The sequence below is a fragment of the Haemophilus sp. SZY H8 genome (assembly GCF_018829755.1).
Lineage (GTDB): Bacteria > Pseudomonadota > Gammaproteobacteria > Enterobacterales > Pasteurellaceae > Haemophilus > Haemophilus haemolyticus_K.
In genome coordinates this window covers 157,898-180,430 of sequence record NZ_JAHKJY010000003.1, presented here as the reverse complement: position 1 = coordinate 180,430, position 22,533 = coordinate 157,898, and the positions used below count along the sequence as shown (strand labels likewise).

Sequence of the window (22,533 nt, the reverse complement as noted above, 5' to 3'; positions counted from 1 at the left end):
CCCCTAGCGTTGTTTCCGTCTTGCTTGTTTTTGATGGGTGCGGTGCTTTTTCTTGCGCTTTTGTGCTTTCGTTTTAATACATTCCGCTTGCTGTACTAATCGCTCGGCTTTTTGCCACATTGCTTTAGCCTCATCATTGAAAAACTCTATGATCGTGCCGTCTGGTAAGATAATTTTATGCGTTATCATTTTTTGCCTCCCGAGAATGGGAAAATGTAGGGCGTGATTTGGGGAAACACTGATCTAACTTCTCTTGAATTAGCTCAATCTGTAAATGTTGAAAGTGTGCAATATCTAGCATAAAGCCGCGAAATTCGTTTACATCATTTAGATAATTCGTTGCACTTGCCATTTCTAAACAAGTGCCTAAGGTGTTGAAGCGTGAAATATCGGCTTGAATATCATCAAGAAAAGATGGGGAAAGATTACGCATAAATCCCCCCTTTCATCGCTAAAGTGCGGTTAAATTTCGGGTTGATTTTTGCAACGGTGACGAGGTAGCGAAAATCAGCGTTAAGGCTTAATCTTGCGCTTTCTTCGGTGTTGGCGTGAATAGTTTGAATGCACAAATTAAAGTGCGGGTGTGTGCGATTAACGCATAGAAATTTATAGATCATTTCTGCGGTGTCCTTTTGATTATTTTCAGGAACTACCGCTAGACTTTCCACGGTCGGGCGGTAGCACGTAACAGGGTGGAAAACTGCCTCAAAAGGATAACAGCCAACCGCTAAGGGTTGCCCATTACGCGCTACCATTGAGAATAGTCTATCAAAAGATAGATTATTTGGGATAGGTGCGTAAACGCTACAAACAAAAAAAGCACGGTTAAATGGCGTGCTATCGTTCGCCTTTTGAATCTTCAGCTTTCCACGGCTGGCTCTCGATTTTGCGAGTGCGGGATTAATATAGTTTAATCTCGTTTTATCTGTCAAGCCATTTTGTAAAAATGGTTTATTTTTACGTGTAAAAAGGTTGCACGCTGCCGCAGTAAACGGTAGATTGTCGTTTAAATAGTTCATTGAATTATTCGCTTTAAATTGTCGTTATAGGGAACGGGCTTATCTTTCGAGGTAAGCCCTTATTTTTTGCTTTTTAATTGGGGTGGGTGGTCTTGCGCCCATTGGTGTGGCTGTGCAATTGGCTGGAATCGTGCAAATTGCCCTTGTTCAAATCCTGCTTTATAAACGCCTTTCAATTCGCATTTGTCGCAATAAACATAAGCTATCGTTACCGTTGCGCACGGTCGCACAGAAGAGCGAATTTGTAACGCTTTACCACATTCAGGGCAATTAAGCCGTAAGCCCGCCATGCTGCGCCTCTTGTTTGCGGTTTGGGTTTTGTTTATCTAACCAGGCTTGTACATCTTCACGCGCCCATCGGTTGGTTCTGTCGTATTTTAACGGCTTCGGAAAATCGCCACGCTTCATCATGTAATAAATCTTTGTGCGCTTGGCAATGCCCATTTCTTCAAGCTCTTGAATCGTCAATAAGGTTTTTAATGTCATATTCTTTCCTTTTATTTAAGTGCGGAATTGACCGCACTTTATTTAATCAGGGTTTTGCCTACATCATCTTTTTCTATATATTCCATCAGAATAAAATAGAACGTTCTTTTTTCATTATGGTTGAGTTCGTCATATCTCGGTAAAATTGAGCTATGTAACGGAATTTTCTCTTGTAAAAGTTCACGCGCAATTTCATTAATAAAACGGCGTTGCGTTGAAATTGGCAAGCGGGATAACTCGGTCATTACAGATAAGGCTTTATTCATTTTCAAATACCACGTTTTTATGCTCGATTGCCGTCATTAAATTGAGGTTTTCTACAACATAGCACTCTTGGCGATAGTAGGCGTTAATATAGTCGCCCGTGTTTTCTTCGTTATAAATAGAGCGGTGACAGCTTGTTTTTTGTGTGTAAATACTTAAATTTTTAAGCGTGGTAACCACGGCGCATTTTTTCGGGAATTGCGGCGGAATAATGCTAGGCATACCGCCAAAATAATTTGATAAATAAAGATTATTCATGCCGTTATTTTCAGAATAAAGGTATGCACCTTGAATGTTGGCATTGGCTTTAGAGGCTAATTCAGCCCCTACAAGAAATACAAGATCATTGCATTCTTGATATTCTGCTGGCAATTTATTGCGCAATGCAGTCGCTAATTCATCTAAATTTTTGTAGTCGGCTTTTTCAGTAAATAAGACAATTTTGTCCGCACTTTTTCCGCCCTTAATGATATTCGCTGGGTTTTGTTCTTTCAGTTGTGCCAGCCAGCCTTTTGTAACATCTGATAAATCTTCGGCTTGTGTGTTTACCGCTTGGCTTTCACCATGCCAGCCTATTTTCAGCATATCTAAAATAAACTGGTTTTCCGTCAACCGGGTGAAAAGCTCTTCAAAGTTTTCTTGAGTGACTTCAAGCTCATCAATTAAACGCCAGCTAATTTGCACGCCGCTATCTATCTCGCAAGTTTTGTAAGTTTCGTCATATTTCATAATAGAGCGATTTCGCCCTTCCTGTTTGCGTCCTGTTGTTGTGCCTTTTAGTGCACCTAAGAATTTTTTCCCTTCAACGTTTTTGACCGGGAGCCAGTTAACTGCCCCTAAAAAATCAGAGCGCGCCTTAAAATCTGTCATTAGACTTTGTAGGGCTTTTTCATTTAGTGTGATAGATAAAACAACGTCAGACTGTTTGCTTGGTTGACCTTGATATTTTGTCACAAGTTGGCTTGCATATTGCTTTATTTGAGAATCTTTCATTTTGTTATTCCTCTTGAATAAGTAAGTGTGCATATGTACTGAGCAATCTTCATTAACGTTCACCTTTGTCTATGTTTGATTGCGGAAAGTATTGTAGGAAGTTGAAAAAATGATCTAGAGGAAATTGGGAAAATTTACTTTTTTTTAGAAAAATTTTGTCTTTTTTAGAAAAAATTAGACGGTTGAATAGGGTAACAAAATAAAAGCCCCAATTAGGGGCTTGATTTAGTAGTATTGACTTCGGTCTAGAAATTTTTCTAGAAAAGGTGCTATGGTCTTCGCTTTTCTGACTTTTCCACTATATCCAACTTTACTTTGCATTTCTTCTAATATATCGCTAATAGCTTCAGAAATTGCATTAAATGATGGTCTGTTCTTGTCAGTTATGAAAAAGCTCTTTCTATTTACTTTTTGAAATTTTGGATGATGCAGAAATACTAAAGCATTAATAATGCTTTGATACATCTCATGATCTAAATCACCGTTTAATTGTGATTCTGACTTTTTATCATCTGTTTTTGTAAATAATTCAAAGTCTTTATTTAAGAGATTAATCTCAGCCTTTGATAAATAAACATCATTTAGATAATCAATAAAAATTTGATCATCTTCTGCATCTATAAAAATATCAGGCTCTCCTATAAAAGTCTCATTGATTTCTAAGGATGAACAAATAAGCCTAGAAAGCCCCGTTTTAGAAAGAATTATAGATTTTCTTATATTATATAAATAACTATCAAGGTCTAACCCTATTTCATTAATAAATCCTTTATCTATATTTATTCTAAACATCCCTTCAAAACAAAATTTATCTGATACTATTAAATTTCTTCTATCATTAAGTTTATATTTTTCTTTCGCTATCAAATCGCACGATAAATAACTTAATTCAAAATGAAAGTCGTTGTTTTCTAAATTTATTTCTGCTGTACTTCCATATTCTTTTGCAACGCGATTAGTAACAAAGAGATTATCATTAGTATTGCCATATGTTTCTAACTGTGTTGAACAAAAATAGGATCTATCTGATATATATATTTCCTCTTGATTGCCTTTTATTTTTAAATAGAAATTAAGTTTTTCATCTACAAAAAGTTTTAGTAGGTAATCTATATCTATTTTTGTTTTATCGGTTTCATTTAAAGAATTAATAAAATCAGAAATAGTCATATAATCTTGTTCAATTAGACATAGCCCCATAGTACCCATCCTAAATACTGTGTTTTTATATAGCAAAATAGCACAAATATAACAGGTTGAACAGTCCAAAATCGTTCCAAATTATGCCAATTTATCCTAAAAATAAAAAAGCCCTGTTTTTAACAGGGCTACGACTTAGTATTGATTTAGTTTATTGTTCAGTTCTTCTAAATGTTTATTTCTCTGCAATAAACTGCAGCTAGGAATCGGGATAGATAGTTTAACTTCGGGTGATGAAAAACCTAAATTCCGCACATTTGCATCAGCTTTAATGTAAGGTTTCAATCGTTTTATCAATTCATCAATAAAAACATCGCGAATATTGCTATCCGTTGAATATTTTAAAACATCTGCATATCTTCCACCTTTATCAAAAATGGTAAGTATTCGGCTTAATTCTTCTGCTATACTGCCTGAAATAAATTCATTGAGTAACTCATCGCCAATAAGTGAATAACATTTGCGGGCGGATTCATTACATATTGTCAGGTTTTGTTCGTATTCCGTCATCAAAAGAATTTCTAATTGAATTTCGAATTTTTCAACCACTTTTCTAATTGTGTCGATTTTACGGGTGTTTTTACTGATTCGTTCTGAAAGTTCATCAAAGCCATCAAAATTAATCTCGCCAGTGTCGCTAACTTGAAGATTGTCTATTTCTTTCTGTGCTTCTTGGTTATCGCTTTCTAAGGCTTCAATGAGTTTTTTATTGCGCGATATGTTTTCTTTAATTGATAAGGCTTTATCTTGTATTTCGTAGAATACTTGATTGCTAACGTTTAAATTGCCGATCAGTTGTTCTAATTCGGCTTGCTTATCTTGGTTTTGTAGTTTCATTCTACTTCTCCTTTTGGTTACGTTTTTCTATCTGTGCTTGCATCCATGCATTTACTTCGCTTTCAAGCCATACGATGTTATTTTTGTTTAGTTGAATGCTTCTGGGAAAATCGCCAGCATTCATTTTTCGATAAATACTTGATCGCCCTAGCCCCGTTTTATTCATCACCTCGGGTAATTTTATGAAGCGTTCCGCCTGTGGCATTTTTTCATTCATAAATATTTTCCTTATAAAAATTGGATTCCTAGGAATCTCAATACATCCCATTGGATAGGCAAAAAATAAAAGATTAGTGATAGATTGAATAGAAAGTTTGTTTGTGAAATTAGAATCCACAAAAAGAGAATAAAAAATAACCATTTCAACCAGGGCCCACGGAAATTTTCCACGGAAAATTCAACGTCACGGAAAATCCACTTCCTCCCCCGCCGAATTTGCGTTAAAAATTGAAAAAATTACAGTTAATTTTCAGTCTTTAAAATTGCGTAAAGCCTTTCTATATCTAGCTTTAGATGCTCATTTATTGAATTTTCTTAACTGTAAAAATTACACATTTTTTCAGTGTTTTTCAGTTAAGGAAAAAGTGATATATTAAGAAGTGAAATATAAATATCTGATTTATAATATTTTTTTTAAATTTTTCGTGAGAGGATTAATAAGAAAAGTATTTCAGTTAAGAACGCGTGAAAAAATGATTTTTTGTAAAATATGTGGTTATAAGGCAGTGATTAATAGAAGCCAAAGAGAACATAAAGAATATACTAAGCTTTATTGCACCTGTAAAAATAAGAATTGTGAGCATAAATTCGTTTTACATTTAGAATTTAGCCATACAACAAAGCCTAGTAAACTAGAAGAACAGAATTATTTTAAATATATCATTGCAAATCTGCCAGAAAATAAAAAACAAGAGCTTCGTTCAATGTTAAGTGCGTAACGCCTTTATTTTGCATTCCTCCACATAATCCCCCCACGTCTGCATAATATCTTGTCTAGAACGCCATTTTTTCGATTTATCGTAAGCCGCGCGCACTTTCCCCCGATTTTCGTGAGATAAACATAACTCAATGGCTTCAGAAGAAAAGCGATCTAATTCATGCAAATAAGTGCTTGCTATACTGCGTAAACCGTGCGCAACTAACAACCCCTTAAATCCAATACGCTTCAAAGCAACATTTGCCGCACCGCTATTCATCGGGCGATTATAAGGTGCAATGCGTGAACAAAACACATATTTACGATTGCCATTATAACGGCGCATTTGCTCTAATATATTCAAAGCCTGTCGAGAAAGTGGAACACTATGGGAACGCTTACCGCCTTTCATTCGTTCAGCGGGAATATGTAGAGCTTTCGCATCCCAATCAATATCCGCCCATTCAATACTAACCGCCTCCGAACTGCGTAAAATGCTTAATAATTGCCATTCGATTAAAAGTGCGGTTGGTTTTTCTAAATTTGCCCCTTGCATCACTTCAAACAAGCGGGGTAATTCTTCTGGTGCAAGTGTCGGATGATTTTTAGTTTCAATGTAAGTAAATTCATCATGAATTTTTCTAAATGGATTTTTAACAATTAAATCTTCATCCTCTGCCATTCTAAAAATCTGATTTATTGCAATGTTTATCTTATAAAGCGTATTTGAATTTTTAAGCGGAGACAATACAGGTTCAAGAGTCTTATAATTAGCTTGATCAATGGGCAAATCTGCTATTTTCGGGAATAAATGTAATTCCACGCGGCGGAAAGCGTCATTGACGGTTTCAGGTTTAAGTTTTCCCAATTTTAAACGCTTATCACGCCATCTAATCGCCATTTCCGCAAAGGTTATTTTCTTTTCTTCTATATTAGAAGAGTTTCGATATTCTAGCGGGTCAATGCTACGTAAAATCAGTCCACGATATTCTGTAGCTATTTCTCTGGCGTATGCAAGAGATAAATCAGGAAATGCACCAAGACTAATTTTTCTGTGCTTCTTATGCCATTTATAGGCAAAGTACCAAATTTTAGTGCCATTAGGTTTTATTCTTATATAAAGCCCGTTTCCATCAGATTTAATGTATTCTTTGGAAATCGGTTTAAGGTTTTGTAAAGTGGTATTTGTCAGCGGTTTAACAATCTTGCTCATAAGTCATCATCTCATAAAATAAAATGTATGACTTTTTAGATCCCTCGAAAAAAGCCCTAAACAGTGAGGGATCTAAATTGGGATCTAAAAAGTGCGGTTATAAGCAATCAGAAATAAACAGTAGTAAATATTTGTGAACGATAACTTATTGAAATATCAATAGTTTGTTATCGAATATGAACGTTGGTGAACGTTAATGAATTGGTTCGTGGCGGTGAGAAAGGGATTCGAACCCTTGATGCAGTTTCCCACATACACGCTTTCCAGGCGTGCTCCTTCAACCACTCGGACATCTCACCGTAAAAGGTGCGCAAACTATAAAGATTTGCTCCAGTTTAGTCAAGTTTTTTGCGCTAGAACATAAAAAACTTTTAAAAGTTTCGCTAGAATAACCGCACTTTATTTATCGTTTGTAGTTTTTTTATGCATATTAAAGCGTTATTTTCTAAAAATGTTTTTTTAGCCGTAAAACCCTTTAGCGCGCTGAAAGATTCTTTTCGTTTAGGTTATTCGATAAAATCGCTGATTCGCGACATTATTTCAGGGTTGACCGTGGGGGTGATTGCGATTCCGCTTTCCATGGCTTTGGCTATTGCGAGTGGTGTGCCGCCACAACATGGTCTTTATACGGCAATTATTGCGGGTATCGTTATCGCGCTGACTGGTGGTTCTCGTTTTAATATATCTGGCCCTACAGCCGCTTTTGTTGTGATTCTTTACCCAGTTACTCAACAATTTGGGCTAAGTGGTCTTTTGATGGCAACGTTGCTTTCTGGGCTGATTTTGGTTTTGATGGCGTTATTTCGTCTAGGGCGTTTAATTGAATATATTCCGTTGCCCGTCACCTTAGGTTTTACTTGTGGGATTGGTATTACTATTGGTACTTTGCAGATTAAGGATTTTTTAGGGCTTTCCATAGAAAAAATGCCGGCGTATTATCTTGAAAAAATCCAAACAATTTTTACCGCACTTCCTACGATAAATTGGGCGAATGCAGCAGTTGGTGTGGTAACACTATTAGTCCTGACTCAATGGCATAAATTGCGTTTGGCAGTGCCAGGGCATTTACCTGCCGTGATTATTGGCATGATTTTAGCTCTAGCATTACAGCATTTTGGTTTTGAGGTGGCGACGATTGGATCTGCATTCCAATATACTTTGCCTGATGGTTCCATTGGCCATGGGATTCCTAATGTATTGCCAGATTTTTCTCTGCCGTGGAATATTCCTGATGCGCAAGGTCAATTAATTCATTGGGATTTTAATAGCTTACAAGCATTGTTACCTGCTGCTTTTTCAATGGCGGTATTGGGCGCAATCGAATCACTTCTTTGTGCCGTGATTTTAGATAATATGACAGATACTAAACATCACTCTAATAACGAGTTATTAGCGCAAGGCTTGGGAAATATCATTTCTCCGTTTTTTGGTGGGATTACTGCAACAGCTGCGATTGCTCGTTCTGCGGCTAATGTGAAATCAGGGGCGGTATCGCCAATATCGAGTGTCGTACACGCAATACTTGTTTTATTCGCTTTACTTTTGTTTTCGCAAGCGCTTTCTTATTTGCCTTTGTCATCGATGGCTGCTTTGTTGTTAGTGGTGGCGTGGAATATGGCAAGTGTGCACGACATTATTCACCTTGCTCGCCGTTCAGGCAAAAATGAAATGGCGGTGTTGCTCACTTGTCTTATTTTAACTGTATTATTTGATATGGTGATTGCGATTAGTGTCGGAGTGTTGCTTGCAAGCCTCTTGTTTATTCGGACGATTGCTGAGATGACAAAAGCCATTGAACACAATGCGCCTGAAGATTTAGATGATGTTTTGGTTTACCGAATTAGCGGTCCGCTTTTCTTTGCCGCGGCGGATAAATTATTTGCGGATTTGCATGATAGAACGGTTCATACTGATCATGAAATCCGACATATTGTGCTGCAATGTGATGCCGTTACAGTGCTTGATGCTGGTGGCATTCATGCGCTTACCCGATTTGTTCAACATATGTTGCAGCATCAACAACTTTACTTGTGCAATATGCAGTTTCAGCCGTTGAGAATGTTAGTTAAATCTAATTCTTCGCCAGATATTCAAAAAATTAATTTTGCGGCAGATTTAAACGAAACTTTCCATAAAATTCGTGACTTTGAAAAAACTACCCAATAATGAAAACTAAAGCGTGCTAGAATAGTGCGCTTTTTTATTACATCGTTCGAAACCATATCAAGGAATAATTATGCGTCCAAATAATCGAGAAAATAATCAACCCCGCCAAATTAAAATTACCCGTAACTACACCAAGCATGCTGAAGGTTCTGTGCTTGTTGAATTTGGTGATACCAAAGTGCTTTGTACTGCAACCGTGGAAGATGCTGTACCACGTTTCTTAAAAGGACAAGGGCAAGGCTGGGTCACGGCTGAATATGGAATGTTGCCACGCTCAACACATAGTCGTATGCAACGTGAAGCGGCCAAAGGTAAACAATGCGGACGCACAATGGAAATTCAACGCTTAATTGCCCGCTCTTTGCGCGCAATGGTGGATCTCAAAGCACTTGGTGAACGTGCGATTACTTTAGATTGCGATGTTATTCAAGCAGATGGCGGCACACGTACCGCATCCATTACTGGTGCTGCAGTTGCATTATGTGATGCGATCAATGGTTTAATTGAGAATGGCACGTTAAAAACTAACCCAATTAAAGGGCTAGTTTCGGCAATTTCTGTAGGGATTGTTGATGGTCAAGCTGTTTGTGATTTGGAATACGTGGAAGATTCTGCAGCGGAAACTGATATGAATGTTGTGATGATGGAAGATGGTCGAATGATTGAGGTGCAAGGCACCGCAGAAGGCGAGCCATTTAGCCATGAAGAATTATTAACATTATTAGATTTAGCGAAACAAGGTTGTAATCAAATTTTTGTCGCTCAACGAGAAGCGCTAGGCTTATAAACATAGTTTATAGGGATTAAAAAGATGGAACAATATAAACGCGATTTTATCGAATTTGCTTTAAGCCGAAATGTATTGAAATTCGGAGAGTTTACTTTGAAATCGGGGCGTAAAAGTCCGTATTTTTTCAATGCGGGTTTGTTCAATACGGGGGCAGATTTAGCGAGTTTAGGCGAGTTCTATGCTGCGGCAATTCAGGCAAGTGCGGTAGATTTTGATGTTGTTTTTGGCCCCGCTTACAAAGGTATTCCAATTGGCACTTCAGTTTCGGTGGCGCTATTTAATCGTTATGGTATTGATAAACCCGTGTGTTTTAATCGCAAAGAAGTGAAAGATCACGGAGAGGGCGGTAATTTAATTGGTAGCCCATTACAAGGAAAAATTTTGCTTGTGGATGACGTGATTACGGCTGGTACTGCGATCCGTGAATCTATGGAATTAATCAGTGCAAATAAGGCAGAGCTTGCGGCAGTATTAATCGCCTTAAACCGTAAAGAACGAGGAAAAGGCGAGCTTTCAGCAATTCAAGAAGTAGAACGTGATTATCAATGCCAAGTGCTGTCAATCATTGATTTAGATGATTTGATGCAATTTATCGAACAAGATCCGCGATACAGTAGCCATTTGCCAGAAATGCGTGCTTATCGTGCTGAATTTGGCGTATAAAACTTGAGAAATAAATTTTTGTCATCATTATAAATAACATTATAAAAATAACCGCACTTTGACTTAACAGGGGAAAGAATGGGATTTATTGGAAAAATTATAGGCGTATTTTTAGGTTGGAAAGTTGGTGGATTTTTTGGTGCGATTGCAGGGCTCATTTTAGGTTCCATCGCAGATAAAAAATTGTATGAGCTTGGTTCGGTAAGTTCCAGTTTCTTTAAAAAGAAAACAACGCGTCAAGACTTGTTTATGCAAACCACCTTTGCGGTGCTAGGCCATTTAAGTAAATCGAAAGGGCGTGTAACAGAAGAAGATATTCAATTAGCTAATCAATTAATGATTCAGCTTAAATTGGATGATGCGGGGCGTAAATTAGCGCAGGATGCGTTTCGTCGTGGTAAAGAATCTGATTTCCCGATTCGTCAAGTTATCCGTGAATTTCGCATTGGCTGTGGGCAACGTGCTGATTTATTGCGAATGTTCTTACAAGTGCAGGTTCAAGCGGCTTTTGCCGATTCAGAACTTCACGAAAATGAGAAAGAAGTGCTTTATGTGATCGCTGAAGAACTTGGTCTTTCTCGTATGCAATTTGAACAAATGATTGCGATGGAAATGGCTGCCAGAGCTTTTACTCAAGGCGGTTTCTATCAGCAATATCAACAAGGTGCCTATCAAGGTGGCTACCAATATCAGCAACAAAATAGTGGTGGTTACCAACATGCTTCAGGTCCAACTTTAAATGATGCCTATAAAGTATTGGGTGTGACTGAGTCCGATGAACAACAAGCGGTAAAACGCGCTTATCGCCGTTTAATGAATGAACACCATCCAGATAAACTCGTGGCGAAAGGTTTACCGCCAGAAATGATGGAAATGGCAAAAGAAAAAACTCAACAGATTCAAGCCGCTTACGATTTAATTTGTAAAGCAAAAGGCTGGAAATAGTGCGTGTTATTCTTGCGCCTATGCAAGGGGTTCTAGATCCCTTTGTACGTCAACTCCTCACCGAAGTGAATGACTACGATTTATGTATAACAGAATTTGTCCGCGTAGTTGATCAACTTCTCCCTGAAAAAGTATTTTATCGTTTATGCCCTGAATTAAAAAATAAGGGCTTTACTTCCTCTGGCACACCAGTGCGAGTGCAGTTGCTCGGGCAGCATCCAGAATGCCTTGCTGAAAATGCGATTCGTGCGATCGATCTTGGTTCTCATGGCATTGATTTAAATTGTGGTTGTCCCTCTAAAACTGTGAATGGTAGCAATGGCGGTGCGGCATTATTGAAACAGCCTGAATTGATTTATCGTGCAACTCAAGCCTTACGTCAAGCAGTGCCCAATGAGTTTCCTGTTAGTGTAAAAGTGCGGTTAGGCTGGGATGATATTTCACAAGCTTTTGAAATCGCAGATGCGGTAGAGCAAGGCGGTGCAACCGAAATTACAGTTCATGGACGCACAAAAGCCGATGGTTATCGTGCAGATCGAATTAATTGGAAAAAAATTGGTGAAGTCCGAGAGCGTTTATCCATTCCAGTTATTGCTAACGGAGAAATTTGGCATTGGCAAGATGGGCAAGATTGCCTATCTCAAACAAGTTGTCAGGATTTAATGGTGGGACGAGGCGCGTTGAATATTCCGAATTTAAGCCATGTTCTGAAATCAAATGCAGTAAAAATGCCTTGGTGTGAGATTCAAAAAATCTTGAACAAATATGCTAACGTCGAAAATGAATATGACAGTGGTTTTTACCATGTGGCACGAATTAAACAATGGTTACGTTATTTGAATAAGGAATATGATGAGGCGAACCAAGTGTTTGATAAGATTAAGACTTGCCAAACTGCTGAAGATTTGAAATTACGTTTAAATGATAAATAAAAAACCTGCTAATCAGCAGGTTTTCTTTTTTTAAATTATTTAAAAACTCACCGCACTTTTTAATTTTTTCAGTGCATTGGTTTCTAATTGACGGATACGTTCCGCTGAGACATTATATTTTGCCGCTAAGTCGTGTAATGTTGCTTTGTTATCATCTAGCCAACGAGCTTTGATAATATCCTGACTACGCGCATCTAGACTTTGTAGCGCCGCACCTAATTGCTCGGTTGCTTGGCTTTCAAAGTTTTCATTTTCAAGCTCTGCTGCGAAATTGGAACTTTTATCTTCCAAATAAAGGGCGGGAGAATAAGTCTCTGTTTCTGCATCATCAGTGGGTAAATCAAAACCTACATCCGCACCGCTCATACGCGATTCCATTTCGATCACATCTTCTTTGGAAACACCCAATTCATTTGCCACGATATCAACTTCATTTTCGTTAAACCAACCTAAACGTTGTTTAGTTTTTCGTAGGTTGAAAAATAATTTACGTTGAGCTTTCGTGGTTGCGACTTTTACGATACGCCAGTTACGAAGAACATATTCGTGGATCTCAGCTTTAATCCAATGCACAGCGAATGACACCAAACGTACACCAACTTCAGGGTTAAAACGTTTAACCGCTTTCATTAAGCCGATATTGCCTTCTTGGATTAGGTCAGCTTGTGGCAAACCATAGCCAGAATAGCCACGTGCAACATGGATCACGAAACGAAGATGCGACAAAATGAGTTTTTTCGCGGCATCTAAATCCTCGTGATAATACAAACGTTCTGCCAATTCCTTTTCTTCCTCTGCAGTCAGCATCGGATATTCATTTGCCGCACGAATATAACCTTCGATACTGCCTTGAGGAACTAACATCATTTGTGTTTCTTTATCCATCGTTTCCCTTCTTTATTTTGGCTTTTGCCAATCAATGAACCTAGTTATAGCACAATAAGCTATCTTATTGAACCAATTTGTTAATAAGACAGGTTTTATCAATCAAAAGTTCAATTATTCTAAATAATTCTGATTAATTAGCAAAGTGGAATCAGGGTTAAATTAAGATTTTCATTAATGACTTTAAATAGTAAATCAATGTTCGGATGCTTGCCTGGATTCGCTTTAGCATCTTCTACGTGTTCTGCAAACCATTCAACACCTTGTTGTGCGGAAGTGCGGTTTAATTTCCCGTTAAATTTTTCAGCCAATGCATTATAAAGGCGAAGAGAACCTAATTTACCGGGTATGGCTGGAATGTTGTGGATAATCGTTTTACCATCTGTCACATTTAAACCAGTTAAATGATCGATTGTGGGTAAGGTTTCTAAAATTTCTTTAAAGCTCATTTTGCTTTTCCTTAACTGTTTTCAATATTATTACGACATATAGAGTCGGGTATAAAGCGTTTCATGCTGGATAGCTCGAATATCATTCGCCAGCGTTGCCGCACCAAGCCACTCTTCGTCGGGTTCAAGGCTTAATTCTACCGCTTGTACGAGCGAGCCACGCAAGTCAAACAGAATATCTTGCCCATTCATTTGGCTGAGAGGAATCAATTTCACTCCATTAGTAATTGCCCCCACTGCGGCATTGTAATAAAAAGCGTAGAGCGTATCGGCTTTGCTTAACCCCATTGCTTGAGCAACCATTGCAAACACGATAGGGAAGTAGCCTTGCACGCGTTTTTCGACAATCGCTTGTTGGTAAGCGGTGAGCAGCGTATGTGTTTCGTAGCGAATAAAAATTTTCAGCAAGCGTACACCGAGTTTAAAGCTCCCTTCACGGCTTTCGCGTGCCACTTTAGTGGCGGAAAGTTGCCAATCCAGCTCACACAAGCTGTCAAAATTACCTTCGTTCATTGCATCGAATGCAAGGGAAAGATACGCACCGTCGTTGTAAATCCAGTTCTGCAACAGCTGGGTTTGCACATACTCTTCGAGAGTTGCTTTAGTCGAAACAACGCCTTGCTGGACGAAGGTTTCTAAGCCATTGGAGTGGTTAAAGCCCCCAATAGGTAAAGTGGGATCGACTAAGTGAAGCAACGCACCTAAATCTGCCAAGCTTCGGTTTAATGTTGATGCCAATTGTCGTCTCCGTGATGATGATAACCGTGATGAGCGTGCGAATGGCTATGTGAATGCACGTGTCCTTGTGCCGAATTGGCACGTAAGGCTTGGCTTAAACGGCGTTCCGCTTTTTGAGGATGAAATCCCGCCGCTTGCAGCCACTCGAACATCGGTTTATCGTAAGGCAACGTGACTTCATCACCATCTAAAAAGAGCGGTGAATGTTTGTTGCCGATTTCATAACAGGCTCGAGCCATTTCAGGCAGGGTTTTCGGCGAAAGCACAATCACTTCGCTTGGCAAGATTTCGATCACAATCGCCAACTCATCACTGATAAACACCACATCATTGTGTTTTAAACGTTGCCCTTCTTTTAGCAAACGAAAGGCAACTTCGCGCCCCGTATTTGTGGTTTTACGCAAAATATTCCGTTCGCTTTCATACCACTGCAATGCCACGCGTTCAATGGTTTGATGTGTAATTTTGCCTTCAGTTTGGAGGCTAACTAAGTCGCCTAAAATAGTATCCATAATAGGCAAAATGGGGTTGAGGATTTTCATTTTTGTATTACTTATTTTCTTCGCTAATTAAGGCTGCCAAATCTCCCCTTCCCCTCTTTGCTAAAGAGGGGGGCTTTATAAATTTGCTGTCACCTGACTAATTTATATTTGCTATATTAAAGTAGAACAATGATATAAAACCTCGCTCATTCCTTCCCCCCTTTGCTAAAGAGGGGATTTTCTTTATAAATTTGCTGTCATCTGACTAATTTATATTTGCCATATCAAAGTAGAACAATGATATAAAATCTCGCCCGTTCTTTCCCCTCTTTAGCAAAGAGGGGGTGGGGAGATTTAGCAGAAGAAAATACGGAGAAATTAGATTATTTAGACCTATTTCATGACGCAAAAAATGGTTACAAAGTAGGTATTGTCTCGCTTAAAACCTCATATTTTTCATTCATCTCTGCCGCCCAAGCGGTTAAATTTGGAAATTCTTTTGCAAGATCTAATCCAATTTTTTCTGCTCTAAACAAGAACCAATCAATGACTGCAACCGCCGTTAACGTACCAATGTTTAATTCCGTGCCAAACGGTTTTAAATCTTGCTCAAGTCTTGCAAAATTTTGAAGATTACGTTCGGTTAGTTGTTGATGGCGATCTGTCCACCATTCACTTTCAGGGCGAAGCATTTTTTCAGCCATCATTGGCACGGTGTTTTCCATAATGCCATCGGCTAAATTATGCAACGCTAACGCTGCCCAGCGTGGTTTGCCGCTTTCTGGAATGAGTTTAGGTTCTACCTTGCCTTTTTGATCAAGATATTCACAAATCAGCAAACTGCCATAAAGCCAATTACCACAATTACGTTCTAACGCTGGCACTCTGCCCAGAGGATTTGCCTGATTATGCGGAGAGCTTGCATCAAATGATGAACCAATTTTAATCAGTTCTGTTTTGTCTAAGAGTTGTTGATATTTCAATGTTACCAGCACTTTACGCACATACGGGCTGGTGGTGGAGTACCAAAGTTTCATTGTAAATTCTCCTTAAAATTTGACCGCTCTTTTCTGCTTAGAACATAAAATATCGTTGTCCCAATGGCACCGTATCCACTGGTTCGCAAGTAATGAGTTCGCCATCCACTCGCACTTCATAGCGTTCTGGATCTACCGTAATTTCAGGTGTCGCGTTATTGTGAACGAGATCTTTTTTACCCACGCTACGGCAGCCTTTCACGGCAATGGTTTCTTTGTTTAAACCAAATTTTGCACGAATATCTGCTTTTTCAGCGGCTTGTGAAACAAAGAATACCGCAGTTTGTGCTGTTGCTAAACCTTGTGCACCGTACATCGGACGATAGAATACAGGTTGCGGTGTTGGAATAGAGGCATTTGGATCGCCCATTTTGGCGTAGCTAATAAAACCTTTTTTAATTACCACTTCCGGTTTTACCCCAAAGAACATCGGTTTCCATAATACGATATCTGCAATTTTGCCCACTTCTAATGAACCAATATGATCCGCAATACCGTGTGCAATCGCTGGGTTGATAGTGTATTTTGCAATATAGCGTTTAATACGGAAGTTATCGTTTCCTTCATTGCCTAACTCACCACGTTGCATTTTCATTTTATCTGCAGTTTGCCATGTACGAATAACGACTTCGCCAATACGTCCCATTGCTTGAGAGTCAGAACTCATAATCGAGAAAACGCCTATATCATGCAAAATATCTTCTGCTGCAATAGTTTCAGGACGGATACGGCTATCGGCAAAAGCTACGTCTTCCGGCACGCGTTTATCTAAGTGATGGCAAACCATCAACATATCCAAATGTTCATCAATGGTGTTTTTTGTAAACGGACGAGTCGGGTTGGTTGAAGCGGGTAATACGTTTGGATACATCGCTGCTTTAATAATATCGGGCGCATGTCCGCCGCCCGCACCTTCCGTGTGGAAGGTGTGAATCACACGTCCATCAATCGCTTTCATGGTATCTTCTAAGAAGCCACTTTCATTTAGTGTGTCGGTGTGAATCGCTACTTGAATATCCATTTCATCTGCCACTTTTAATGCAGAATCAATTACTGCAGGCGTTGCGCCCCAGTCTTCGTGGATTTTTAAACCTAATGCACCCGCTTTAATTTGTTCGCGTAGCGGATCTAGGGTTGAACAGTTACCTTTACCAAAAAAGCCTACGTTGACAGGCAAAGCTTCTGCCGCTTGGAACATACGCTCCATATACCAAGCGCCTGGCGTACAAGTGGTCGCGTGTGTGCCATCAGCTGGGCCTGTTCCTCCACCAATTAACGTGGTAACACCGCTTTCAATCGCATGTTGTGCTTGTTGCGGACAAATAAAGTGAATGTGGGTATCAATACCGCCAGCGGTTGCAATTAAATGTGCACCGTTATGCACTTCCGTGCTAGCACCGATAATCATGTTTGGCGTGACGTTATCCATAGTGTCAGGGTTACCAGCTTGTCCAATACCGACAATACGCCCATCGCGAATACCAATATCAGCTTTGATAATGCCTAATTTAGCATCAATGATCATCACATTGGTAATCACAAAATCCAATACATTCGGATTGTCGCGAGTTGCGGTGCCGCTTTGCGCCATGCCATCGCGCACACTTTTACCGCCACCAAATTTACACTCATCGCCTTTGGTCAATAAATCTTGTTCAATAGTTGCCCATAAATTGGTATCGCCTAAACGGACTTTATCGCCAACGGTTGGGCCGTAAGTTGCTACATATTGTGCTCTTGAAATTGTTAATGCCATTTTGCCCTACCTTATAATTTGCCATCAATTTGATTATGGAAGCCGTAAATAGTTTGCGATCCTCCAAAAGCCACTAACTCGACTGATTTCACTTCACCTGGTTCAAAACGTACTGCATTGCCAGATGGAACATTTAAGCGCATTCCACGCGCTAAAGTGCGGTCAAATTTAAGGGCATTATTGGTCTCAAAAAAATGGTAATGCGAGCCAACTTGAATTGGACGGTCGCCTGAATTGGTTACTTCGATTGTGACGGTTTTTCTGCCGACATTGGCAATAATATCGCCTTCAGCTAATTGGTATTCACCTGGGAGCATTTTATTTAAATCCTTCTACTTTTATCTAATCGGATTATGCACGGTAACAAGTTTTGTACCATCTGGGAAAGTCGCTTCAATCTGGACTTCATGAACCATTTCTGCCACACCTTCCATGACATCATCAACGGTTAAAAGTGTTGAGCCATATTGCATCACTTCCGCTACACTCATTCCGTCTCTTGCTGCCTCTTGTAAATGGCTCGCAATATAAGCAATGGTTTCTGGATAATTTAATTTAACGCCTCTCGCTTTACGTTTTGCTGCCAGTTCACCGGCCAAAAAGAGCATTAGCTTTTCTTGTTCTCTTGATGTTAAGTGCATATCTTCATTCCTTCATTTATTTATCGCACAAAGAGCGGCGAATTTTACGTAAAAAATCCAAATAGGAGAAACATTTTGTCAGAATTTTTTTATGAATAGCCCTTGAAAGCGAAAAAATGTTCCTTATATAAAAACCGCACTTACAAATTCTTAAGAAGGAAATTAATCATGAATATTCGTCCTTTACACGATCGTGTAATTATTAAACGTGAAGAAGTCGAAACCCGTTCAGCTGGCGGTATCGTATTAACCGGTTCAGCAGCGACCAAATCAACCCGTGCTAAAGTATTAGCGGTGGGTAAAGGTCGTATTTTAGAAAATGGCACCGTTCAACCATTAGATGTAAAAGTTGGCGATACCGTAATTTTCAACGACGGTTACGGCGTGAAAAGCGAAAAAATCGATGGTGAAGAAGTATTAATCATTTCTGAAAACGACATCTTAGCAATTGTAGAATAATTAGATAAGGGAAAAGAAAATGGCAGCAAAAGACGTAAAATTTGGTAATGACGCACGCGTAAAAATGCTTAAAGGCGTGAATGTATTAGCCGACGCAGTAAAAGTAACCCTTGGCCCGAAAGGTCGTAATGTAATTTTAGATAAATCATTTGGCGCACCAACTATCACTAAAGACGGTGTATCTGTTGCTCGTGAAATCGAATTAGAAGATAAATTCGAAAACATGGGTGCACAAATGGTGAAAGAAGTAGCATCTAAAGCAAATGACGCTGCAGGTGATGGTACAACCACGGCAACTGTACTTGCGCAAGCTATCGTAAATGAAGGCTTGAAAGCAGTAGCGGCAGGCATGAATCCAATGGATTTAAAACGTGGTATCGATAAAGCAGTAAGTGCGGTTGTTTCTGAGCTTAAAAATTTATCTAAACCTTGTGAAACAGCGAAAGAAATTGAACAAGTAGGTACCATTTCTGCAAACTCTGACAGCATTGTGGGTCAATTAATCTCACAAGCGATGGAAAAAGTGGGTAAAGAAGGCGTGATTACCGTTGAAGATGGTACAGGTCTTGAAGATGAATTAGATGTGGTTGAAGGGATGCAATTTGACCGTGGTTACCTTTCTCCATACTTCATCAACAAACCAGAAACTGCAACGGTTGAATTAGATAATCCATATCTTCTTCTTGTTGATAAAAAAATCTCTAATATCCGTGAATTACTTCCAGTGTTAGAAGGTGTTGCGAAAGCAGGTAAACCGTTATTAATCATCGCTGAAGATGTGGAAGGTGAAGCGCTTGCAACCTTAGTGGTGAACACTATGCGCGGTATCGTGAAAGTTGCAGCCGTGAAAGCGCCTGGTTTTGGTGATCGTCGTAAAGCGATGTTACAAGATATTGCGATCTTAACTGCGGGTACTGTGATTTCTGAAGAAATCGGTATGGAGCTTGAAAAAGCGACATTAGAAGATTTAGGTCAAGCAAAACGTGTTGTTATCAATAAAGATAACACAACCATTATTGATGGTATTGGTGATGAATCTCAAATCAAAGGTCGTGTGGCTCAAATTCGCCAACAAATTGAAGAATCAACTTCTGACTACGATAAAGAAAAACTTCAAGAACGCGTGGCTAAATTAGCTGGCGGAGTGGCAGTAATCAAAGTCGGCGCAGCAACTGAAGTTGAAATGAAAGAGAAAAAAGACCGTGTGGATGATGCATTACATGCAACTCGTGCAGCGGTTGAAGAAGGTATCGTTGCAGGTGGTGGTGTTGCATTAGTTCGCGCAGCAGCGAAAGTTGCAGCAAGTCTAAAAGGTGACAACGAAGAACAAAATGTGGGTATCAAACTTGCATTACGTGCGATGGAAGCACCTTTACGTCAAATCGTTACTAACGCAGGTGAAGAAGCATCTGTTGTGGCAAGTGCGGTTAAAAATGGCGAAGGAAACTTTGGTTATAACGCAGGTACAGAACAATACGGCGATATGATCGAAATGGGTATCTTAGATCCAACTAAAGTAACTCGTTCTGCATTGCAATTTGCGGCATCTGTAGCAGGCTTAATGATTACCACTGAATGTATGGTAACTGAGCTTCCAAAAGATGAAAAAGCTGACCTAGGCGCAGGCATGGGCGGTATGGGTGGCATGGGCGGAATGATGTAATTCGCTCATCATCAGATAAAAGTGCGGTCGTTTTTCCACAAGGAAAAGCGATCGCTTTTTTATTTACAAAGGTTTACACTAATTTCAAATTTACTCAGGAAATCTATTATGCTCATTTCTCATTCTGACCTTAACCAACAACTTAAATCTGCTGGAATCGGCTTTAATGCAACAGAACTACACGGTTTTTTAAGCGGTTTACTTTGTGGCGGATTAAAAGATCAAAGTTGGCTACCGCTCTTATATCAATTCAGCAATGATAATCACGCTTACCCAACAGCATTAGTTCAACCCGTTACAGAACTTTATGAACAAATTAGTCAAACCTTATCAGATGTTGAAGGATTTACCTTTGAACTTGGTTTAACCGAAGATGAAAATGTCTTTGCGCAAGCGGATAGCTTATCTGACTGGGCAAACCAATTCTTACTTGGTCTTGGCTTAGCTCAACCTGAATTAGCAAAAGAAAAAGGCGAGATTGGCGAAGCCGTAGATGATTTACAAGATATTTGCCAACTTGGTTATGATGAAGACGATAACGAAGAAGAACTAGTGGAAGCACTAGAAGAAATCATTGAATATGTTCGCACCATTGCTATGTTATTCTATTCTCATTTCAACGAAGGAGAAATTGAGAGCAAACCTGTATTACATTAAGGAGATCTCGAATGGAATTGGCTTATATGGCTGAATTGCCTAAAGAAGAATTTGAGGAACGTCGCACACGAGTATTCACTCAAATGCAACCTAATTCAGCATTATTGCTTTTTTCTGAAATCGAAAAACGCCGTAATAATGATTGTACCTATCCTTTCCGTCAAGATAGCTATTTTTGGTATTTAACGGGCTTTAATGAACCTAATGCAGCGTTGTTATTACTGAAAACAGAACAAGCAGAAAAAGCTATTATTTTTCTTCGTCCACGCGATCCGTTACTTGAAACGTGGAATGGTCGCCGATTAGGTGTTGAGCGAGCACCACAACAACTTAATGTAAATGAAGCCTATTCTATTGAAGAATTCGTTACCGTACTCCCCAAAATACTGAAAAATTTGACCGCACTTTACTATGTGCCAGAAATTCATACTTGGGGTGATAAATTAGTGACAGAAAGTGCGGTGAATTTTAACGAGATTTTAGATTGGCGACCAATGCTCAGCGAAATGCGCCTTATAAAATCGCCTAATGAAATCCGCTTAATGCAACAAGCAGGACAAATTACGGCACTTGGGCATATTAAAGCAATGCAAACGACACGTCCAAATCGCTTTGAATATGAAATTGAAAGCGATATTTTGCATGAATTTAATCGTCATTGCGCCAGATTTCCTTCTTACAATTCCATTGTTGCTGGGGGAAACAACGCCTGTATTTTGCACTACACAGAAAATGATCGCCCATTAAATGATGGGGATTTGGTGCTTATAGACGCCGGCTGTGAGTTTGCCATGTATGCAGGCGATATTACCCGCACTTTTCCTGTAAATGGAAAATTTAGCCAGCCTCAACGTGAAATTTACGAGTTAGTTTTAAAAGCACAAAAACGTGCGATTGAATTACTTGTACCAGGCAATTCCATTAAGCAAGCCAATGATGAAGTCATTCGTATTAAAACCCAAGGATTAGTGGATTTAGGTATCTTAAACGGTGATGTCGATACACTCATTGAACAACAAGCTTATCGCCAATTTTATATGCATGGATTAGGACACTGGCTAGGTTTAGATGTACATGATGTGGGTAGCTATGGTCAGGATAAACAGCGGATACTCGAAATCGGCATGGTGATTACCGTTGAACCTGGTATTTATATTTCAAAAGATGCTGATGTGCCAGAGCAATACAAAGGCATTGGCGTGCGTATTGAGGACAATTTACTCATGACTGAATATGGTAATAAAATCCTAACCGTAGCTGCCCCTAAAGAAATTGCAGACATTGAAAATTTAATGAATTTTGAATAAAAATGTTTAAATTGTGATCTAGTACACAGTTTTTT

Annotated in this window: 29 protein-coding genes and 1 tRNA gene; 10 read left to right on the top strand and 20 right to left on the bottom strand. The window is 39.2% G+C overall.

Translation table 11 applies throughout. From position 1 onward, the window contains the following. Positions 1-3: 3 nt before the first annotated feature. From KKW16_RS06275 to KKW16_RS06230, 10 genes are all read right to left on the bottom strand, one after another. Positions 4-189 (bottom strand): hypothetical protein, encoded by a 186-nt coding sequence (locus KKW16_RS06275; RefSeq protein WP_053465524.1) that lies wholly within the window; start codon positions 187-189, stop codon positions 4-6. Next, positions 176-433 carry a hypothetical protein gene (locus KKW16_RS06270; protein ID WP_215768064.1) on the bottom strand — a complete coding sequence of 86 codons (258 nt, stop codon included), beginning with the start codon at positions 431-433 and terminating at the stop codon, positions 176-178. The genes KKW16_RS06275 and KKW16_RS06270 overlap by 14 nt, the downstream gene beginning before the upstream one ends. Then, positions 426-1,019 (bottom strand): host cell division inhibitor Icd-like protein, encoded by a 594-nt coding sequence (locus KKW16_RS06265; RefSeq protein ID WP_215768063.1) that lies wholly within the window; start codon positions 1,017-1,019, stop codon positions 426-428. Before KKW16_RS06265 ends, KKW16_RS06270 begins: the two co-directional genes overlap by 8 nt. Before the next feature lie 59 nt (positions 1,020-1,078). Then, the gene (locus KKW16_RS06260) at positions 1,079-1,309 is read right to left on the bottom strand and encodes a transposase (protein WP_215768062.1); all 231 of its coding nucleotides are present in this window, start codon (positions 1,307-1,309) and stop codon (positions 1,079-1,081) included. Continuing rightward, the gene (locus tag KKW16_RS06255; protein ID WP_032823658.1) at positions 1,290-1,505 is read right to left on the bottom strand and encodes a helix-turn-helix transcriptional regulator; all 216 of its coding nucleotides are present in this window, start codon (positions 1,503-1,505) and stop codon (positions 1,290-1,292) included. Before KKW16_RS06255 ends, KKW16_RS06260 begins: the two co-directional genes overlap by 20 nt. 38 nt (positions 1,506-1,543) lie before the next feature. After that, positions 1,544-1,771, bottom strand: a complete 228-nt coding sequence (locus KKW16_RS06250) for a hypothetical protein (protein WP_053465528.1) — start codon at positions 1,769-1,771, stop codon at positions 1,544-1,546. After that, the gene (locus KKW16_RS06245) at positions 1,764-2,762 is read right to left on the bottom strand and encodes a phage major capsid protein, P2 family (RefSeq protein WP_215768061.1); all 999 of its coding nucleotides are present in this window, start codon (positions 2,760-2,762) and stop codon (positions 1,764-1,766) included. Before KKW16_RS06245 ends, KKW16_RS06250 begins: the two co-directional genes overlap by 8 nt. 225 nt (positions 2,763-2,987) lie before the next feature. Next, the gene (locus KKW16_RS06240; RefSeq protein WP_215768060.1) at positions 2,988-3,932 is read right to left on the bottom strand and encodes a hypothetical protein; all 945 of its coding nucleotides are present in this window, start codon (positions 3,930-3,932) and stop codon (positions 2,988-2,990) included. A gap of 165 nt (positions 3,933-4,097) precedes the next feature. After that, positions 4,098-4,799, bottom strand: a complete 702-nt coding sequence (locus tag KKW16_RS06235) for a hypothetical protein (protein WP_215768059.1) — start codon at positions 4,797-4,799, stop codon at positions 4,098-4,100. Position 4,800: 1 nt separating this feature from the next. Further along, positions 4,801-5,016 carry a helix-turn-helix transcriptional regulator gene (locus tag KKW16_RS06230; protein ID WP_046939418.1) on the bottom strand — a complete coding sequence of 72 codons (216 nt, stop codon included), beginning with the start codon at positions 5,014-5,016 and terminating at the stop codon, positions 4,801-4,803. A gap of 475 nt (positions 5,017-5,491) precedes the next feature. Here KKW16_RS06230 and KKW16_RS06225 point away from each other — a divergent pair, with 475 nt between their 5' ends. Further along, on the top strand, positions 5,492-5,737 hold the full coding sequence (locus tag KKW16_RS06225; RefSeq protein WP_215768058.1) for an ogr/Delta-like zinc finger family protein: 246 nt from the start codon (positions 5,492-5,494) through the stop codon (positions 5,735-5,737). Here KKW16_RS06225 and KKW16_RS06220 read toward each other — a convergent pair. Further along, a complete protein-coding gene (locus KKW16_RS06220) occupies positions 5,726-6,928 on the bottom strand; it encodes a tyrosine-type recombinase/integrase (protein ID WP_215768057.1) in 1,203 nt (400 codons plus the stop codon). The genes KKW16_RS06225 and KKW16_RS06220 overlap by 12 nt on opposite strands. 209 nt (positions 6,929-7,137) lie before the next feature. Further along, positions 7,138-7,227 (bottom strand) — tRNA-Ser (locus KKW16_RS06215). Positions 7,228-7,351: 124 nt separating this feature from the next. Between KKW16_RS06215 and dauA the strand changes: the two genes are divergently transcribed. The 5 genes from dauA (at position 7,352) to dusC (ending at position 12,424) form a co-directional block, all read left to right on the top strand. Continuing rightward, positions 7,352-9,094 carry a C4-dicarboxylic acid transporter DauA gene (dauA, locus tag KKW16_RS06210; protein ID WP_140524073.1) on the top strand — a complete coding sequence of 581 codons (1,743 nt, stop codon included), beginning with the start codon at positions 7,352-7,354 and terminating at the stop codon, positions 9,092-9,094. A gap of 70 nt (positions 9,095-9,164) precedes the next feature. After that, positions 9,165-9,881 carry a ribonuclease PH gene (rph, locus tag KKW16_RS06205; RefSeq protein ID WP_048953425.1) on the top strand — a complete coding sequence of 239 codons (717 nt, stop codon included), beginning with the start codon at positions 9,165-9,167 and terminating at the stop codon, positions 9,879-9,881. Between the two features lie 24 nt (positions 9,882-9,905). After that, positions 9,906-10,547 carry an orotate phosphoribosyltransferase gene (gene pyrE / locus KKW16_RS06200; RefSeq protein WP_048953426.1) on the top strand — a complete coding sequence of 214 codons (642 nt, stop codon included), beginning with the start codon at positions 9,906-9,908 and terminating at the stop codon, positions 10,545-10,547. A gap of 78 nt (positions 10,548-10,625) precedes the next feature. Then, the gene (gene djlA / locus KKW16_RS06195) at positions 10,626-11,492 is read left to right on the top strand and encodes a co-chaperone DjlA (protein WP_111696037.1); all 867 of its coding nucleotides are present in this window, start codon (positions 10,626-10,628) and stop codon (positions 11,490-11,492) included. Next, positions 11,492-12,424: a tRNA dihydrouridine(16) synthase DusC gene (gene dusC / locus KKW16_RS06190; protein WP_048953431.1), complete on the top strand. Its 933-nt coding sequence runs from the start codon at positions 11,492-11,494 to the stop codon at positions 12,422-12,424. The genes djlA and dusC overlap by 1 nt, the downstream gene beginning before the upstream one ends. A gap of 39 nt (positions 12,425-12,463) precedes the next feature. On the opposite strand, the gene rpoH is transcribed toward dusC, so the two are convergent. The 8 genes from rpoH to ureA all read right to left on the bottom strand — a co-directional run bounded on the left by rpoH (position 12,464) and on the right by ureA (position 18,412). Continuing rightward, complete coding sequence (gene rpoH / locus KKW16_RS06185; RefSeq protein ID WP_005626842.1) at positions 12,464-13,309, bottom strand: RNA polymerase sigma factor RpoH; 846 nt, start codon at positions 13,307-13,309, stop codon at positions 12,464-12,466. Between the two features lie 137 nt (positions 13,310-13,446). Continuing rightward, the gene (locus tag KKW16_RS06180) at positions 13,447-13,758 is read right to left on the bottom strand and encodes a DUF2322 family protein (RefSeq protein WP_048953432.1); all 312 of its coding nucleotides are present in this window, start codon (positions 13,756-13,758) and stop codon (positions 13,447-13,449) included. Positions 13,759-13,788: 30 nt separating this feature from the next. Further along, positions 13,789-14,496 (bottom strand): urease accessory protein UreF, encoded by a 708-nt coding sequence (locus tag KKW16_RS06175; RefSeq protein ID WP_048953434.1) that lies wholly within the window; start codon positions 14,494-14,496, stop codon positions 13,789-13,791. Further along, complete coding sequence (ureE, locus tag KKW16_RS06170) at positions 14,481-15,038, bottom strand: urease accessory protein UreE (RefSeq protein WP_048953435.1); 558 nt, start codon at positions 15,036-15,038, stop codon at positions 14,481-14,483. Before ureE ends, KKW16_RS06175 begins: the two co-directional genes overlap by 16 nt. Positions 15,039-15,394: 356 nt before the next feature. Next, positions 15,395-16,015, bottom strand: coding sequence for a glutathione S-transferase (locus KKW16_RS06165; protein ID WP_048953437.1), 621 nt, complete (start codon positions 16,013-16,015; stop codon positions 15,395-15,397). A 37-nt stretch (positions 16,016-16,052) separates the two neighbouring features. Continuing rightward, on the bottom strand, positions 16,053-17,771 hold the full coding sequence (ureC, locus tag KKW16_RS06160; protein ID WP_048953439.1) for an urease subunit alpha: 1,719 nt from the start codon (positions 17,769-17,771) through the stop codon (positions 16,053-16,055). An 11-nt stretch (positions 17,772-17,782) separates the two neighbouring features. Next, positions 17,783-18,088 carry an urease subunit beta gene (gene ureB, locus KKW16_RS06155; protein ID WP_048953441.1) on the bottom strand — a complete coding sequence of 102 codons (306 nt, stop codon included), beginning with the start codon at positions 18,086-18,088 and terminating at the stop codon, positions 17,783-17,785. A 21-nt stretch (positions 18,089-18,109) separates the two neighbouring features. Further along, entirely contained in the window at positions 18,110-18,412 is a 303-nt protein-coding gene (gene ureA / locus KKW16_RS06150) for an urease subunit gamma (RefSeq protein WP_005688619.1), read from the bottom strand. Positions 18,413-18,580: 168 nt separating this feature from the next. Between ureA and KKW16_RS06145 the strand changes: the two genes are divergently transcribed. From KKW16_RS06145 to pepP, 4 genes are all read left to right on the top strand, one after another. Beyond that, positions 18,581-18,871 (top strand): co-chaperone GroES, encoded by a 291-nt coding sequence (locus KKW16_RS06145; protein ID WP_005629492.1) that lies wholly within the window; start codon positions 18,581-18,583, stop codon positions 18,869-18,871. Positions 18,872-18,890: 19 nt separating this feature from the next. After that, positions 18,891-20,534, top strand: coding sequence for a chaperonin GroEL (groL, locus tag KKW16_RS06140; protein ID WP_005635749.1), 1,644 nt, complete (start codon positions 18,891-18,893; stop codon positions 20,532-20,534). A 108-nt stretch (positions 20,535-20,642) separates the two neighbouring features. After that, entirely contained in the window at positions 20,643-21,191 is a 549-nt protein-coding gene (locus tag KKW16_RS06135) for a YecA/YgfB family protein (RefSeq protein ID WP_048953442.1), read from the top strand. Positions 21,192-21,202: 11 nt separating this feature from the next. Continuing rightward, positions 21,203-22,498: a Xaa-Pro aminopeptidase gene (pepP, locus tag KKW16_RS06130; RefSeq protein WP_048953444.1), complete on the top strand. Its 1,296-nt coding sequence runs from the start codon at positions 21,203-21,205 to the stop codon at positions 22,496-22,498. The last annotated feature ends 35 nt before the right edge of the window (positions 22,499-22,533 follow it).

What these genes read in the sequence shown, in the direction of transcription:
- KKW16_RS06135 (WP_048953442.1), top strand. Translation starts at nt 20,643, where the DNA reads ATGCTCATTTCTCATTCTGACCTTAACCAACAACTTAAATCTGCTGGA.
- KKW16_RS06255 (WP_032823658.1), bottom strand. Translation starts at nt 1,505, where the DNA reads ATGACATTAAAAACCTTATTGACGATTCAAGAGCTTGAAGAAATGGGC.
- ureA (WP_005688619.1), bottom strand. Translation starts at nt 18,412, where the DNA reads ATGCACTTAACATCAAGAGAACAAGAAAAGCTAATGCTCTTTTTGGCC.
- KKW16_RS06220 (WP_215768057.1), bottom strand. Translation starts at nt 6,928, where the DNA reads ATGAGCAAGATTGTTAAACCGCTGACAAATACCACTTTACAAAACCTT.
- KKW16_RS06180 (WP_048953432.1), bottom strand. Translation starts at nt 13,758, where the DNA reads ATGAGCTTTAAAGAAATTTTAGAAACCTTACCCACAATCGATCATTTA.
- rpoH (WP_005626842.1), bottom strand. Translation starts at nt 13,309, where the DNA reads ATGGATAAAGAAACACAAATGATGTTAGTTCCTCAAGGCAGTATCGAA.
- KKW16_RS06145 (WP_005629492.1), top strand. Translation starts at nt 18,581, where the DNA reads ATGAATATTCGTCCTTTACACGATCGTGTAATTATTAAACGTGAAGAA.
- KKW16_RS06230 (WP_046939418.1), bottom strand. Translation starts at nt 5,016, where the DNA reads ATGAATGAAAAAATGCCACAGGCGGAACGCTTCATAAAATTACCCGAG.
- KKW16_RS06265 (WP_215768063.1), bottom strand. Translation starts at nt 1,019, where the DNA reads ATGAACTATTTAAACGACAATCTACCGTTTACTGCGGCAGCGTGCAAC.
- pyrE (WP_048953426.1), top strand. Translation starts at nt 9,906, where the DNA reads ATGGAACAATATAAACGCGATTTTATCGAATTTGCTTTAAGCCGAAAT.
- pepP (WP_048953444.1), top strand. Translation starts at nt 21,203, where the DNA reads ATGGAATTGGCTTATATGGCTGAATTGCCTAAAGAAGAATTTGAGGAA.
- KKW16_RS06260 (WP_215768062.1), bottom strand. Translation starts at nt 1,309, where the DNA reads ATGGCGGGCTTACGGCTTAATTGCCCTGAATGTGGTAAAGCGTTACAA.
- groL (WP_005635749.1), top strand. Translation starts at nt 18,891, where the DNA reads ATGGCAGCAAAAGACGTAAAATTTGGTAATGACGCACGCGTAAAAATG.
- KKW16_RS06165 (WP_048953437.1), bottom strand. Translation starts at nt 16,015, where the DNA reads ATGAAACTTTGGTACTCCACCACCAGCCCGTATGTGCGTAAAGTGCTG.
- rph (WP_048953425.1), top strand. Translation starts at nt 9,165, where the DNA reads ATGCGTCCAAATAATCGAGAAAATAATCAACCCCGCCAAATTAAAATT.
- djlA (WP_111696037.1), top strand. Translation starts at nt 10,626, where the DNA reads ATGGGATTTATTGGAAAAATTATAGGCGTATTTTTAGGTTGGAAAGTT.
- KKW16_RS06240 (WP_215768060.1), bottom strand. Translation starts at nt 3,932, where the DNA reads ATGACTATTTCTGATTTTATTAATTCTTTAAATGAAACCGATAAAACA.
- KKW16_RS06235 (WP_215768059.1), bottom strand. Translation starts at nt 4,799, where the DNA reads ATGAAACTACAAAACCAAGATAAGCAAGCCGAATTAGAACAACTGATC.
- KKW16_RS06270 (WP_215768064.1), bottom strand. Translation starts at nt 433, where the DNA reads ATGCGTAATCTTTCCCCATCTTTTCTTGATGATATTCAAGCCGATATT.
- KKW16_RS06245 (WP_215768061.1), bottom strand. Translation starts at nt 2,762, where the DNA reads ATGAAAGATTCTCAAATAAAGCAATATGCAAGCCAACTTGTGACAAAA.
- ureB (WP_048953441.1), bottom strand. Translation starts at nt 18,088, where the DNA reads ATGCTCCCAGGTGAATACCAATTAGCTGAAGGCGATATTATTGCCAAT.
- KKW16_RS06225 (WP_215768058.1), top strand. Translation starts at nt 5,492, where the DNA reads ATGATTTTTTGTAAAATATGTGGTTATAAGGCAGTGATTAATAGAAGC.
- ureC (WP_048953439.1), bottom strand. Translation starts at nt 17,771, where the DNA reads ATGGCATTAACAATTTCAAGAGCACAATATGTAGCAACTTACGGCCCA.
- KKW16_RS06275 (WP_053465524.1), bottom strand. Translation starts at nt 189, where the DNA reads ATGATAACGCATAAAATTATCTTACCAGACGGCACGATCATAGAGTTT.
- KKW16_RS06250 (WP_053465528.1), bottom strand. Translation starts at nt 1,771, where the DNA reads ATGAATAAAGCCTTATCTGTAATGACCGAGTTATCCCGCTTGCCAATT.
- dauA (WP_140524073.1), top strand. Translation starts at nt 7,352, where the DNA reads ATGCATATTAAAGCGTTATTTTCTAAAAATGTTTTTTTAGCCGTAAAA.
- ureE (WP_048953435.1), bottom strand. Translation starts at nt 15,038, where the DNA reads ATGAAAATCCTCAACCCCATTTTGCCTATTATGGATACTATTTTAGGC.